The following is a 14,168-nucleotide window of genomic DNA, read 5'->3' as shown; positions in this document are numbered from 1 at the left end:
GTTTATGATGAATTCAAAAGCTTTTTAAAGTAATTTTAAAATAATATAAATTTTACATTATACATTAAAGGGATAGAATTATTTATAATCATGAAAAAATAGGAGATATAAAAATGAAAGATTTTAATATATGGTGGCAGCCATTTAAATCATTAGGTCAAAAGAGTTTTATAAGAAATTTAATTGTTAGTTTATTAGTATTATTTTATTTGATATTTATACCAGTAGTAATGATAAATAAAATAAATATAATAAATAGATTTTTAATAACTATTACAATTATAATAAATGTTTTACTTATTATAATTGGGTATTTTTTAGGCAAGAAGTTATGGAAAAAAGGCGAAAGCATTAAATAAATATTAGTATAGAAAGAGTGGATTACTTATGACAGGATGGATAATTTATAATGGAACGTTAAATATTCCTAAAATAAATAAGCTTGTAAAATCTTTAGTAACTGAAGGAGAAAAGTTAAATATAAGATTACAGGCAGTTAAAAATACAGAGATAATACCTACATATAATAATGATGGAAAAGCTGAGCTTTTATGTTTAAAAGAGCTTGAAAGCCCAAGATTTATTATATTTTGGGACAAAGATGTATTATTAGCAAGGCACTTAGAAAAGATGGGATTTAAAGTCTTCAATTCAAGTAAATCTATTGAATACTGTGATCATAAGGGGTTAATGCATTTAGAACTTTCTAATAATGATATACAAATGCCAAGAACAATATTATCACCAATGATATTTGATTACTTATTAAATAATGAAGATTATTTAGTAAAATGTTTTGATGAGCTTGGAAGGGATGTAATAATAAAGGAATCAAAAGGTTCTTTTGGAATGCAAGTATATTTAATAAAAAATAAAGAAGAGTTTATTAAAAAGGTTACAGAATTAAATAAAAGAAATGTAGACTTTATTATACAAGAAAATATAAAAAGTAGTTATGGAAAAGATATAAGAGTAAATATCATAGGAAATAAAGTAATAGGGGCTATGCTTAGGGAATCTGATAAAGATTTTAGAGCTAATATATCTCAAGGTGGAAAAGGTAAATTAATAAATTTAACTAAGGAACAAGAAGAGATTGCATTAAAAGCTCATAATGTATTAGGTTTAGATTTTTCAGGTGTCGATTTATTATTCGGCGAAGATGATAAGCCTATATTATGTGAGGTAAATTCAAATTTAAACTTCTTAAGTTTTGAAGAACTTTGGGGAAAAAGCTTTGGTGCAGAGATATTAAAATATATATTAGAGGAATGTTTATGATAAAAGGGTTAGTTATTTATGATGAAATAGATGTAGAAAAAAATAAAAGTTATATAAATTGGTTAATAGAAGATGGAATAAAATATAATTTAGATTTGGAACTTATATTAACAAAAGATATAGATTACCAAATTGTAAATTCAAAATATAAATTTGCTATAAATAGATCTAGAAATTTTAAAATAACTTATAATTTAGAATCATTAGGATTAAGAGTTTTTAATAAATTTAATTTTTGTATGCTTGGAAATGATAAGTTAGAAGCATATAATTTTATGGATACTTTAGATATTAAATATCCAAAGATTTATAGAAGTAATGAGGATATAAAAGGAAATAAAAAGATAATAGAAAAGCCTAAAAATGGACATGGTGGAATAGGTATAAATATATTAAAGGGTTTTGATTCCTTAGATTTTAATAAAAATGTTTATCAGGATTTTATTGAGGATTATGTTGGGGATATAAGATTTTATATAATAAATAATAAAATAGTTAATTCAGTAATTAGGCTTCCTAAAGAAGATGAAATTTTATCTAATTTTTCAAGAGGTGGCAATGTTGAAGTATATAAATATTCATCTTTGCAAAAGGAGATATTAGAAAAGATACTAAATAATATAGATATAGACTTTGGGGGAATTGATTTCTTACTTTTAGAAAATGGTGAAATATTATTCAATGAATTTGAAGATGCAGTTGGAAGTAGGATGTTAAGTCATTTAGGTGTAAATAATACTATGGAATTATTTTTAGAACATATAAGAAACAGTGTTAAAGGAATGAAATAAATATGAAAGATTTAAAAACATTAAAATATTTAGAGGAGCTAAGAGTATTAGGTTCAAATTATGGGTTAGAACGTACAGAAAGGCTATTAGAATTACTTGGAAATCCGCATAAAAAGTTAAAGCTTATACATATAGCAGGAACAAATGGAAAGGGATCAACATCCTCTATATTAGGTAGAGTTTTAATTGAACATGGTTATAAAGTAGGATTTTTCAATTCTCCACATTTAGAAGAAATAGAAGAAACAATAAGAATAAATGATGAAAATATACCAGAAGAAGATTTGGTATATTTATTAAAAGAAATAAAGCCATATGTTAATAAAGTAGTGGAAGAAGGATATAAACATCCTACTGAATTTGAAGTATTAACATGTATTATGTTTTTATATTTATATAGAAAAAAAGTTGATTTTGGAGTAATAGAAGTAGGACTTGGAGGAAGGCTGGATTCAACAAATGTAATTACACCAATTTTATCAATAATAACTTCTATAAGCTTAGATCATACAAATATTTTGGGAAATACAATACAAGAAATAACTAGTGAAAAAGTAGGAATAATAAAAGAATCTACTCCAGTTTTAACTTGTAATCAAAAAGATGAAGCTATGGATATTATTAGAAGTAAAGCATTATTAACAAAATCTAAATTAACTATTGTAGATTCAAATGATTTTAGTTTATTAGAAATAGTAAATGATGATATTCCTTATCAAAGAGTTTCAGTAAATTTTAATAATAATACATATACTTTAGATTTAGGTTTGCTTGGTAAACATCAAATAATTAATTTATCTTTAGCAATTAAAGCATTGGAAGAGCTTCAAAATTTAAATTGTATAAAGGTAAATATTAATAAATTATATAAAGGCGTAAAAAGTGTTAAATGGAAAGGAAGACTTGAAGTTTTAAAGAAAGATCCATATATAGTAATTGATGGGGCTCATAATATTTCAGGTATAGAATATCTTAAAAGAAATATAGAAGAGTATTTTAAATATAAAAATATATATTTAATACTTGGAATTTTAGCAGATAAAAATGTCGAGGAAATGGTTAAAATAATAGCACCAGTAGCTACTGAAGTGTACACTGTTACTGCAAATTCAATAAGAGCAGCTAGTGCAAATGAGCTAAAGAAAGTAGTATTAAAATATAACAATAATTGTATTGCTTTTGATGATTATGACAATGCAATAAAACTATCATTAAATAAAGCAAAAAAAGATGATTTAATAGTTGCAGCTGGTTCACTTTATATGATAGGAGAAATAAGAAAGAAACTTAATAATATATAAGGTTAGAAGTACCAATAAATCCTCCAGTAAACCCACCAACAACTACCCCAGGTACAGATAAGTATTTAAATTTAAATAAATTAGTTGCTACTTGGAGAGTATATTCATTAAGTAGAACATCTGTGATAGGAAATGAAGTAGGATTTTAGCGCAATTAGTAAAATTAATTTTATTAATTACACTTTTGTTATAAATTGTGAATTAAACTTAATGACATGTATTAACTTTCCGATTTATATATAATAGAATTGTAGTTTATTATTATAATAAAATCTCCAATTTAATACATATCATTAATGAGGATAATTCTTAATTTAACTATGTAAATTGGCAGAATAATATATGGTGAAGAGTAAAAATTATTTTATTTTTAATAATAAATATAACAATAATAAGATTTTAAAATGAAGAGGTTTATTTGTTTTTAGAAATATGGTAGTATTTTATTAATTATAAATTTAAGGAGGCTTTTAACGTATGGCAAAGCATTTACACATAATGGCTAATGAAGGAGATATAGCAGAAACAGTATTATTACCAGGAGATCCATTAAGAGCTAAGTTTATAGCTGAAAATTATTTAGAAAATCCTGTTTGTTATAATGAAGTTAGAGGAATGTATGGTTATACTGGTACATATAAAGGAAAAAGAATATCTGTACAAGGAACAGGAATGGGATTACCATCACATTCTATATATGTAAATGAATTAATTCAATTTTATGGAGCAAAGAGACTTATTAGAATTGGATCTGCAGGATCTATGAATGAAGATGTTAATGTTAGGGATATAGTTTTAGCACAAAGTGCTTCAACAAACTCAGCAATAAATAAGAGAAGATTTCAAGGTATGGACTATGCACCAACAGCAAATTTTGATCTTTTATTAGAAGCATATAACAAAGGAAAAGAAAAAGGATTAAACATTAAAGTTGGTAATGTTTTATCTTCAGATTTATTCTACGATGATACTAATGTAGGAATAAAATTATGGGCTGATTACGGTTGCTTAGCTGTGGAGATGGAATCAGCAGAGCTTTATACACTAGCAGCAAAATTTGGAGTTGAAGCATTAGCTATATTAACAATCTCTGATCATATATTTAAAGGAATAGAAACTAGTCCTGAAGAAAGACAAGAAAGCTTTACTGATATGATGGAAATAGCCTTAGAACTAGCAAAATAATTTTTTATATAATTTAAGTGAAGACAGTAGATAGTTACTCTACTGTCTTTATTAATTTATATGTATTAATAAATAAAGGCTATATTTTAGAGTATAAGTTTAAAATATGATAAATAATAATATAGGTATTAAGTTATTGATTAAGATAAAAATTATTAAAAATATAAATTTTAAATTTACAAGTTTATTAGAAAAGAAGGTGATTAATTTGATTGATATATCGCTATTAGGATGTGGTGGAGGAATGCCAATGCCAAATAGAAATTTATCTTCACTATTTATAAATTATAAAGGTAGAAAAATATTAATAGATTGTGGTGAGGGGACACAAGTAGCAATAAGAAAAATGGGTCTTGGATTTAAGGCTATAGATTTAATACTTATAACTCATTGCCATGGTGATCATATTGTTGGGCTTCCAGGACTTCTTTCAACTATAGGAAATAGCGGAAGAGAAAATCCTTTAACTATAATTGGCCCAATAGGAATTACTAATGTAGTAAATAGTCTTAGAGTTATTGCACCTTATTTACCTTATGATTTAAATATAATAGAAAACCCTAATGAATTATATTTTAATGTGAAAAAGGATTTGATTGAACTAGATATAAGGGAAAAAAGTGATTTAATTTTAAAAACTATAGAACTTGAACATTCAGCAGCTTGTTTAGGATATGGGTTTTACTTCAAAAGAAAAAGGAAATTCGATGTAGAAAAAGCTATTAAAAATAATGTGCCTAAAGTCTTGTGGAATAGATTGCAAAAAGAAGAAGAAGTAATTTATGATGGATTTAAATATGACTATACAATGGTTTTAGGAGAAGAAAGAAAAGGTATTAAAATAAGTTTTATTACAGATACAAGACCAACAAATTGTATTGCTAGCTTTATAAAAAATAGTGATTTGTTTGTTTGCGAAGGTACTTATGGAGATGACAATGATATTGAAAAGGCTATAAAAAATAAACATATGACTTTTAGAGAAGCTGCTAGCTTAGCAAAGAATGGTGATGTAAGAGAAATGCTTTTAACTCATTTTAGTCCTGCTATGTTAAATCCGAACGAGTATTTAGAAAATGCTACTGAAGCATTTAGTGATGTAATAATTGGTGAAGATGAAATAACAAAAACCTTAAAGTTTACAGAATAAGCTTTAAGGTTTTGATAAAGTTAATTACTTGAAGCTGCAGCGGCTGCTGCTGCAGATGTGGCAGCAGTTGCTGCTGCTATTTGCATTACAATAACTATATTTAAAGATATATTGTTAGTTGTCTCTATTAATTTTTCTTTTATTAAAGAATTATTATCTTCTATAGATTCTAATGAAAGTAAAGAAGCTATAATCATATTTCTAACATCTCGGCCTAAAGTAAAGCTTCCAAATCCATGTTGTTTCTTTAAGGAATTATTTATTGAATTTAAGTCAGTAGCAAATTTTTCATAATCAGTATTAGCAACAGCTGCAACTCCTAAAATTGGCAAAGAATAACCTTTTAAAGGAACAGAGTAATTCCTTAAAACTTTATCTAATAAAATAACTTTATTACATTTTTCCTCTGGAAACCCTTCAAAAAGTGATAGTATATGAGATAAAGCTTGAAGATTATTACCACCAAAAAAACCATTATTTCTTAAAATATTATAACATTCTTCCATATCTATAAATGTTTGCTCTAAGTTATTGGAAGTTGTTGCAATAAGAGCTGCAGCACAAATGTCATCTTGACCAGTTAAAAATAAATGATTTTTTTTCATAGTATCATAAGCTTTTCTAGTATTTATAACTATTAAATCAATATCATTTGTATTTTTGTAATTGTATATTATTTGAGCAGCTAAAACTAAAAACTGATTGTTGAAGAAATGATTCTTTAATTTGTCATATATTATCATAATATCATTAAAGCTTTCTTCAGGATTAGTTTGCATAGATAAATTAACCGCAGTAGTTAATAGGTTATTTCCTCTAAAGTTAGAAAAAATAGAGGAATTACTCTTAATTATATCTATGCAGTTATTAATCTTTTCTACATTTGCCTCAATATTTCGTAATGTTAAATTTAGTGCATTACATTTTTTAAATGTACCCATACCAAAGGTAGATTTTACATTCTCTAAGTTATTACTATTTTTGATTAGTAATTCAATTTTATTTTCTATCATAAATTTTCATTCCTTTCAAAATTTTATAATAATATTATATAGATAAAATAATATTATTTCGATATTAAAATCTATTTTATATAATAAAAAATAACATATAAAGAAGTGTTAGTATTGATTTTATTGGTTTTGAGTATATCAAGATTAATGATATAATGGTAATATATAGTAAAAGATGAAGGAGTAGATAAAATGAGAAGAAGCAATAAAATCAAATTAAGCCTTTTCTTTATAGCAGCTATATTCTTAATGTTTACAGGCTGTAAAGCAAAAGTGGATGAAAATGTAATTCAAGATACAGCAAGAAAAGAAATATCAATAGTTGTCCCTAATGGAGTTCCATCTACAGCTATATCAAAATTGATAAAAGAAAATACGCAAGTTAACGATAATTATTCAATTAATTACTATATAGAAAACACATCAGATACATTAGCAACTTCAGTTATGAAAGGAGAACCGGATATAGCTATAGTTCCATCTAATCTAGCAGCACAAGCTTATAATAAAGGGCTAGGTTATAAGTTAGTTGGTACAACTGGATATGGAGCTCTATATTTAATTTCAACTGAAGGGAAAATAGATTTTAGCGATATTAAAGGAAAAGAAATATATAATATAGGCAATGGTCTAACTCCTGATATAGTTTTTAAAGCTTTATTAAAAGAAAGTGGAATATTAAATGATGTAACCTTAAGTTATGTTGGTGGATCCACTGAGTTAGCTCCAGCAATATTGAGTGGTAAAGCTAAATTTGCAGTCGTTCCTGAACCAGCATTAACTACTATACTAAGCAAAAATCCTAATATTAATATAATAGCTAGTTTAAATGATTTATGGAAAGAAAGGTTTGATAATGAAAAAGGATTTCCACAAGCAAGTATAATAGTAAAAGAAGAGATAATAAATAATGATAAGGATTTTCTTAACGATTTTATAGATAAAGTAGATAGTTCTATTGAATGGGTAAATGAAAACAATAAAGAAGCTGCAGATTATTCAGTAGAAAATGGATCACAGGTTGAAGCTTCTATAATAGAGAAATCAATAAACAATAGTAATATAAACTTTTCAAAGGCAAGAGATAGTAAAGAAGACTATATAAATTATTTTAAAGTTTTAGAAAGTGAAAACCCGAAATCAATAGGAGAAAATATACCAGGTGAAGACTTCTTCTATGAAGGATAAAAAGATTATATTTATATCGCTACTTATAATAGTAGCGATATGGATATTTTTATCAAATAGAATTAATAATTCTATTTACTTGCCTAAAATAAGTGAGATAATAGATGAAATTTTTATAATAGTAAAAGAAGATAATTTTTTGTTAAATATAAGCAACTCATTGCTAAGAGGGATTATAAGCTTTTTTATTGCTTTAATAATAGCAATAGTTTTAGGAATAGTTTCAGGATTCAATAAATTTGCATATAATTTTTTATATCCAATAAATTCAATATTAAAATCTATACCAACAATAGCTTTTATATTGATTGCGTTAATTTGGCTAAATAAGAATTACGCACCTTATTTAATAGGAATAATTATCTCATTTCCTATAATATATGAAACAACTGTGAATTCAATTTTGAATGGAAATAGTGAATTAAATGATATGGTTGAAACTTTTAGAGTTAGTTTTTTAGACAAACTTTTAAATGTACATATTCAATCAATTATCATTAGTATTTCATCTATAGCAACCTCAACATTTTCTTTAGTACTAAAGGTGGTTATAGCAGGAGAAGTTTATGGGCAACCATTGTATGGAATTGGAACTGCAATTCAAGGTGAAAAAATTAATTTTAATACATCAGGTATATTTGCGTGGATAATTATAGTAGCTATATTATGCTATATAACTGATAAGATAATTATTTACTTTACAAGCAAGTTGATTAAGGGTGGGAGATATATAGTTGATTAACTTTAATAATATAAACATAAAGTTTAATGATAGAGTTTTGTATGATGATTTTTCTATAGGTTTTGAGGAGAATAATGTAAATTTTATAATGGGTGAATCAGGTATAGGTAAAAGCACTTTAATAAAATATATAAAAGATAAATTAATTTCAAGTGGAATTAAGGTTAGTGTTGTTTTTCAAGAAAATAGATTAATACCTTGGAAAAATATATATAAGAATTTAGATATTGTAATTAAAAATGAATTAAATAAAGATGAAAGAAAAATAAAAATTAATGATATATTACAAAATATGAATCTATTAAATTGCAAAGAGTTATATCCTCATGAATTAAGTGGAGGTATGAAGCAAAGGGTTAATATAGCTAGAGCAGTAATATATGATGGGGATATCTTTATTATGGATGAACCTTTTAAAGGATTAGATAAGGAGAATAAAGAAAATATTATTAAACTAATAAAAAAGTATTTTTGCGATAATAAGAAAACAGTTATAATTATAAGCCATGATATAAATGAAGCAAGGGAATTTACAAATAAAATAATATTATTAAAAAATGAACCGGTAAAAAAAGAAATAATTAAAGTGTAAAAGAAGTGTGATCATGCTTCTTTTTTTATATAATATTTTTTGGGGAGTATAAATAAGAATATATTTTAATAATTTGTTAATTATATAACAATCGATGGTAAAAATGTGATAATTGTCACGGTTTTTAGTGGTAGTTAATGATAGAATTAGAAATCATAAAATAATATAGTGAGTTTATGAAATTGTGAAGTGGAGATGTAAGTTATATGAAAAAAATTCAGTCAACTTGTAATTTATGTGCTTTAGCATGTAACATAGATTTCTATGTAGATAATGGTAAAATTCAAAAGGTTTCACCTACTGTTGATTATCCAGTTAATAAGGGGTTTTGTTGTATAAAAGGATTAAGTCTGGACAAGCAACAAACAAAAATTAAGGCAAGAAAGTCACCATTATTAAGAGATGCAAATGGCGAAATGAAAGAAATATCATGGAACGAAGGTTTCCAAGTCTTTGCTAAAAAAATGACAGAGATTCAAGCTAAGTATGGTAAAGAAAGCGTTGCATATATCAGTACTGGTCAAATGACAACTGAAGAAATGGCTTTACTTGGACATGTTGGAAGAAATTATATGGGGATGCATGGAGACGGTAATACAAGATTATGCATGGCAACATCAGTTGTAGCACATAAGCAAAGTTTTGGTTTTGATGCTCCTCCTTATACTTTGAATGATGCTGAGCTTTCAGATACAATTGTTTTAATTGGAGCTAACCCAGTTATAGCACATCCAGTTTTTTGGGGAAGAATAAGAAAAAATAAGGATGCAAAAATAATAACTATTGATCCAAGAAAATCTGAAACAGCAATAAATTCTCATATATGGGTAGATATTAAACCTAAAGCTGATTTAGTTCTATTATATACATTAGCAAATGTATTAATTCAAAATGATTGGATTGATAAGAAATATATAGAGGAACATACAGAAGGATATGAAGAATTTAAAAATCATGTATCTAAATTTACCTTAGATAATGTTGAAGAAGAAACAGGAATATCTAAAGAAAGAGTTTTAGAACTTGCAGAAATAGTACATAATGGTAAAAGAGTATCATTCTGGTGGACAATGGGTGTAAACCAAGGATATCAAGCAGTAAGAACTGCACAATCTATAATTAACTTAGCATTAATTACTGGTAATATAGGTAGACCAGGGACAGGTGCAAATTCCTTAACAGGTCAATGTAATGCTATGGGATCAAGAGCTTTCAGTAATACAGCAGGACTTTATGGCGGTGGAGATTTTGATAATCCAGTAAGAAGAAAAGCTGTAGCAGAAGCACTAGAAGTTGATGAAAGTGTATTAGCAACTAAGCCTACTCTTCCTTATAACGTTATTATAGAAAAAGCAATTGCAGGAGAAATTAAAGGATTATGGGTAATATGTACAAATCCAAGACATTCTTTTACAAATAATGATGAATTCAAAAAGGCAGTAGAAAATTTAGATTTCTTAGTAGTACAAGATATATATGAGGATACACATACTGCAGAGCTTTGCGATTTATATTTACCTTCAGTTCCAGCTATTAAAAAAGAAGGAGTTCTAATTAATACTGAGCGTAGATTATCAAAAGTTAATCCAGTAGTAGCAAAAGAAGAAGGCGAATTATCTGATTTTGAAATATTCTTTAATATAGGTAAAGCATTAGGAATGGGAAGTTTACTTGATAATTGGAAAACTCCAAGAGATGTATTTGAACTATTAAAAAAATGTTCTAAAGGAATGCCTTGTGACATAACAGGAGTTACTTATGAAATGTTAGAAGGTAACAATATGGAAGGTTCAAGAGGAGTTCAATGGCCATTTAAAGAAGGACAAGTTCTTGAAGAGGATGAAAGAAGACTTTATGAAGATGGTAACTATTATACACCATCTAAGAAAGCTAAATTCCATTTTGAAGATATAGCAGAAAATCCAACAAAGACTTCAGATGAATTCCCGTATATATTAAATACAGGAAGAGGAACTGTAGGACAATGGCACACTCAAGTTCGATCTAGAGAAATAGAACATAATAGAATTTACAGCAAGGAATCATATGTTTTAATGAACCCAGAGCTAGCAAAAGAATTAAATATAAGTGAAAATGAAAGAGTTAAAATAACTTCACAAAATGGGAAAACTAATGAGTTTAATGTTGTTTACTCAGAAAATGTGAAAAAGAATCATATATATGCACCAATGCATTATATTGAAACAAATTCACTTACTCCTTCAGTTTATGATCCTTACTCAAAAGAACCATCTTTCAAAACTGTTGCAGTAAATATTTCTAAGAAATAGGAGGATTCAATATGAAGAGAATAAAAATAGATAGATCGAAATGCGTTGGATGTTTAACTTGCACAACTGCATGTATTGTTTCTCATAATTCAGAAGATACAAGAAGTAGAATAACAATAGATAGTAATGGAAAATATGCTCCGATTTTTTGTAGACATTGTGATAGACCAGAATGTGTTTATACATGTATGACTGGTGCAATGAGCAAAGATAAGGAAACTGGATTAGTTACTTACAATAAAGAACACTGTGCAAGTTGCTATATGTGTATAATGGCATGCCCTTATGGAGTTTTAAAAGCTGATAGTAGAGTTCATAAGGAAATAATGAAATGTGATGCGTGTAAAGATAAGGGAACACCACAATGTGTAGAAAAGTGCCCAATGGCAGCTATTACATTAGAGGAGGTACCTAATTAATGAGATATATAGTTATAGGAGCATCAGCAGCTGGAATTAGTGGAGCAAAAACATTAAGAGAGCTAGATAAAGATGCAGAAATAATATTAATTTCAAAAGATACAGAAGTTTATTCAAGATGTATTTTACATCACTATATTTCAAACCATAGAAATGTAGAACAATTAAATTTCACATCAAAGAATTTCTTTGAAGAATACAATATACAATGGATAAATAATGTTGAGGTTACTTGTGTAAATGATGAAAGTAAAACTTTAACTTTATCAAACGATGAGGTCTTAAACTTTGATAAATTAATGATTTGTAGTGGAGCTTCATCATTCATTCCACCTGTTGAAGGGTTAAGAGAAGGAAATAATGTAGTTGGTCTTAGAAATTTAGAAGATGCAATACTTATAAAAGAACAAGCTTCTAAGGTGAAAAACGTAGTTGTATTAGGTGCTGGGCTTGTTGGAATAGATGCAGTAAGTGGACTTATAGATACAGGAGTTAATGTTTCTTTAGTAGAAATGGGAGATAAAGTTTTACCTATACAGCTAGATAAATATACTTCAGATGTTTATAAAAAGAAGTTTGAAGAAAAAGGTGTAAATTTAAAACTTGGTGTTAAAGCAGAAAAACTAATATTAGATGAAAATAAAAATCCTAAAGCATTATTAATCAATACTGGTGAAGAAATACCATGTGAATTAGTTATTGTAGCAACAGGGGTAAGATCTAATATCAATTTCTTAAGTAATAGCAATGTTGAATGTGATAGATTTGGATTAATAATAGATGAAAAAGGTAAAACTAATATTGATGATATTTATGGTGCTGGAGATGTAACTGGAAGAAATCCAATTTGGCCAACAGCAGTGAAAGAGGGTATAATTGCTGCAAATAACATGTTAGGAAAAGAAATGATAATGACAGATTTCTTTGGAAGCAAGAATACTATGAATTTTGTTGGTATTGCAACTATGTCTTTAGGGGATGTAGAGCCAAAGGATGAAACTTATAAAGTTGAAATAAGCATTGATGGTGGAAACTATAAAAAGATTATACACAAAGATGGTAAGATTTATGGAGCAATAATTCAAGGTGATTTATCTTATGCAGGTGTATTAACACAACTTATAAAAGAAAAAATAGATATATCAAAAGTAACAAAAAATATATTTGATATAGATTATGCAGATTTCTTCAATATAAAAAAGAATTTTGAATTTACTTATTAATAATAAACTTTATATGGAAATTAGTATTAAAACTAATTTCCATATAAATTAAAATTTTTAATAATAGTGTACATAAAAGAAGGATTATTATAAAAAATCTAGAACATAATAGTTAATAACATATATAATTAAAATTAAATATAGATATTACTGGTTACAAAAATATACTTAAAGGATGAAAGATATGCCAAAGGTTATTAATATAGTTGGAGAAAAGTCAAATGTAGGAAAAACATTTGTAATGGAAGGACTAATAAGAGAATTAAAAAGTAGAAACTTAAGTATAGCAACAATAAAACATGATGTTCATGGATTTGATATTGATAAAAAAGGAAAAGATACATATAAACATAGAGAAGCAGGGTCAGAAACTGTAATAATATCTTCAAGTTCTAGACTTGCAATAATAAAGGAATTAAAACATGAAACTAACTTATATGATCTTATAAATATGGCAAAGGATAAGGATATAATTTTAGTAGAAGGATATAAGAAAAGTAATTTAAGAAAGATAGAAGTATATAGGAGTGGGGTTAGTAGTAAAATAATAACTCCTAAGAATAATCTCATAGCAGTAGCAAGTGATGTAGATTTAAATTTAAATGATGCCTTAGTTATAAATAAAGATAATTTTAAGGAACTTGCTAATTTAATAGAAAAAGAAGAAGAATTTAAATTTGAAAATTATCAATAATATTTTCTTGAGCATAGTTTACCTAAGGATTAATCTATGGATTCTATGCCTGAATTTTATATTCACAGGGTGTTAATTTGAAAAGATAGCATCTCCACGATTTGGGAAGGAAAATAAGTTGATTTAAATATATTATACTTATAGAAATATAAGTCTTAAAATAATATTAAGTTTAATTTTATTTTGAGGTTTATAATTAAGTTGATTTTAGCACTATTACAGTGTTTATTTATATTTAAATTAAAAGCTTATTACTCACCAAATTTATGGGTAATAGGCTTTTTTTGAATAGAAAATT

Annotated in this window: 14 protein-coding genes and 1 riboswitch; of the genes, 13 read left to right on the top strand and 1 reads right to left on the bottom strand. The window is 26.5% G+C overall.

The genetic code is table 11. From position 1 onward, the window contains the following. Window positions 1-113: 113 nt before the first annotated feature. The 6 genes from I2E83_RS02655 (at window position 114) to I2E83_RS02630 (ending at window position 5,708) form a co-directional block, all read left to right on the top strand. A complete protein-coding gene (locus I2E83_RS02655; protein WP_195263966.1) occupies window positions 114-359 on the top strand; it encodes a hypothetical protein in 246 nt (81 codons plus the stop codon). Between the two features lie 28 nt (window positions 360-387). Beyond that, window positions 388-1,281: a RimK family alpha-L-glutamate ligase gene (locus tag I2E83_RS02650; RefSeq protein WP_195428441.1), complete on the top strand. Its 894-nt coding sequence runs from the start codon at window positions 388-390 to the stop codon at window positions 1,279-1,281. After that, on the top strand, window positions 1,278-2,072 hold the full coding sequence (locus I2E83_RS02645; protein WP_195428440.1) for an ATP-grasp domain-containing protein: 795 nt from the start codon (window positions 1,278-1,280) through the stop codon (window positions 2,070-2,072). The genes I2E83_RS02650 and I2E83_RS02645 overlap by 4 nt, the downstream gene beginning before the upstream one ends. A 2-nt stretch (window positions 2,073-2,074) precedes the next feature. Then, the gene (locus I2E83_RS02640) at window positions 2,075-3,373 is read left to right on the top strand and encodes a folylpolyglutamate synthase/dihydrofolate synthase family protein (protein ID WP_195263969.1); all 1,299 of its coding nucleotides are present in this window, start codon (window positions 2,075-2,077) and stop codon (window positions 3,371-3,373) included. A gap of 477 nt (window positions 3,374-3,850) precedes the next feature. Beyond that, window positions 3,851-4,558 (top strand): purine-nucleoside phosphorylase, encoded by a 708-nt coding sequence (gene deoD / locus I2E83_RS02635; protein ID WP_195263970.1) that lies wholly within the window; start codon window positions 3,851-3,853, stop codon window positions 4,556-4,558. A gap of 208 nt (window positions 4,559-4,766) precedes the next feature. Continuing rightward, window positions 4,767-5,708 (top strand): ribonuclease Z, encoded by a 942-nt coding sequence (locus I2E83_RS02630; protein WP_195428439.1) that lies wholly within the window; start codon window positions 4,767-4,769, stop codon window positions 5,706-5,708. A 20-nt stretch (window positions 5,709-5,728) separates the two neighbouring features. Here I2E83_RS02630 and I2E83_RS02625 read toward each other — a convergent pair whose 3' ends face one another. Next, window positions 5,729-6,721: a DUF4003 family protein gene (locus I2E83_RS02625; protein ID WP_195263972.1), complete on the bottom strand. Its 993-nt coding sequence runs from the start codon at window positions 6,719-6,721 to the stop codon at window positions 5,729-5,731. 192 nt (window positions 6,722-6,913) lie between these two features. On the opposite strand from I2E83_RS02625, the gene I2E83_RS02620 reads away from it, so the two are divergent. From I2E83_RS02620 to mobB, 7 genes are all read left to right on the top strand, one after another. Beyond that, the gene (locus I2E83_RS02620) at window positions 6,914-7,909 is read left to right on the top strand and encodes an MqnA/MqnD/SBP family protein (protein WP_195428438.1); all 996 of its coding nucleotides are present in this window, start codon (window positions 6,914-6,916) and stop codon (window positions 7,907-7,909) included. Then, the gene (locus I2E83_RS02615) at window positions 7,899-8,651 is read left to right on the top strand and encodes an ABC transporter permease subunit (protein WP_207738468.1); all 753 of its coding nucleotides are present in this window, start codon (window positions 7,899-7,901) and stop codon (window positions 8,649-8,651) included. The genes I2E83_RS02620 and I2E83_RS02615 overlap by 11 nt, the downstream gene beginning before the upstream one ends. Beyond that, entirely contained in the window at window positions 8,644-9,243 is a 600-nt protein-coding gene (locus tag I2E83_RS02610; protein ID WP_195428436.1) for an ATP-binding cassette domain-containing protein, read from the top strand. Before I2E83_RS02615 ends, I2E83_RS02610 begins: the two co-directional genes overlap by 8 nt. A gap of 206 nt (window positions 9,244-9,449) precedes the next feature. Next, window positions 9,450-11,534 (top strand): molybdopterin oxidoreductase family protein, encoded by a 2,085-nt coding sequence (locus tag I2E83_RS02605; protein WP_195428435.1) that lies wholly within the window; start codon window positions 9,450-9,452, stop codon window positions 11,532-11,534. A gap of 11 nt (window positions 11,535-11,545) precedes the next feature. Then, window positions 11,546-11,953, top strand: coding sequence for a 4Fe-4S dicluster domain-containing protein (locus I2E83_RS02600; RefSeq protein ID WP_195263977.1), 408 nt, complete (start codon window positions 11,546-11,548; stop codon window positions 11,951-11,953). Next, on the top strand, window positions 11,953-13,176 hold the full coding sequence (locus tag I2E83_RS02595) for an FAD-dependent oxidoreductase (protein ID WP_195428433.1): 1,224 nt from the start codon (window positions 11,953-11,955) through the stop codon (window positions 13,174-13,176). The genes I2E83_RS02600 and I2E83_RS02595 overlap by 1 nt, the downstream gene beginning before the upstream one ends. A gap of 184 nt (window positions 13,177-13,360) precedes the next feature. Further along, on the top strand, window positions 13,361-13,870 hold the full coding sequence (gene mobB / locus I2E83_RS02590; RefSeq protein ID WP_195428432.1) for a molybdopterin-guanine dinucleotide biosynthesis protein B: 510 nt from the start codon (window positions 13,361-13,363) through the stop codon (window positions 13,868-13,870). Beyond that, a riboswitch (molybdenum cofactor riboswitch) is annotated at window positions 13,862-13,998 on the top strand. It overlaps the preceding gene by 9 nt. The last annotated feature ends 170 nt before the right edge of the window (window positions 13,999-14,168 follow it).

The sequence above is a fragment of the Clostridium sp. D46t1_190503_E9 genome (assembly GCF_015555225.1).
Classification (GTDB): Bacteria; Bacillota; Clostridia; order Clostridiales; family Clostridiaceae; genus Clostridium.
This window is presented reverse-complemented; position numbering and strand designations above follow the sequence as displayed.

Excerpts from the sequence above, each read along its gene's own strand:
- I2E83_RS02605 (WP_195428435.1), top strand. The coding sequence starts at position 9,450 with ATGAAAAAAATTCAGTCAACTTGTAATTTATGTGCTTTAGCATGTAAC.
- mobB (WP_195428432.1), top strand. The coding sequence starts at position 13,361 with ATGCCAAAGGTTATTAATATAGTTGGAGAAAAGTCAAATGTAGGAAAA.
- I2E83_RS02625 (WP_195263972.1), bottom strand. The coding sequence starts at position 6,721 with ATGATAGAAAATAAAATTGAATTACTAATCAAAAATAGTAATAACTTA.
- I2E83_RS02620 (WP_195428438.1), top strand. The coding sequence starts at position 6,914 with ATGAGAAGAAGCAATAAAATCAAATTAAGCCTTTTCTTTATAGCAGCT.
- I2E83_RS02655 (WP_195263966.1), top strand. The coding sequence starts at position 114 with ATGAAAGATTTTAATATATGGTGGCAGCCATTTAAATCATTAGGTCAA.
- I2E83_RS02595 (WP_195428433.1), top strand. The coding sequence starts at position 11,953 with ATGAGATATATAGTTATAGGAGCATCAGCAGCTGGAATTAGTGGAGCA.
- I2E83_RS02645 (WP_195428440.1), top strand. The coding sequence starts at position 1,278 with ATGATAAAAGGGTTAGTTATTTATGATGAAATAGATGTAGAAAAAAAT.
- I2E83_RS02615 (WP_207738468.1), top strand. The coding sequence starts at position 7,899 with ATGAAGGATAAAAAGATTATATTTATATCGCTACTTATAATAGTAGCG.
- deoD (WP_195263970.1), top strand. The coding sequence starts at position 3,851 with ATGGCAAAGCATTTACACATAATGGCTAATGAAGGAGATATAGCAGAA.
- I2E83_RS02600 (WP_195263977.1), top strand. The coding sequence starts at position 11,546 with ATGAAGAGAATAAAAATAGATAGATCGAAATGCGTTGGATGTTTAACT.
- I2E83_RS02650 (WP_195428441.1), top strand. The coding sequence starts at position 388 with ATGACAGGATGGATAATTTATAATGGAACGTTAAATATTCCTAAAATA.
- I2E83_RS02640 (WP_195263969.1), top strand. The coding sequence starts at position 2,075 with ATGAAAGATTTAAAAACATTAAAATATTTAGAGGAGCTAAGAGTATTA.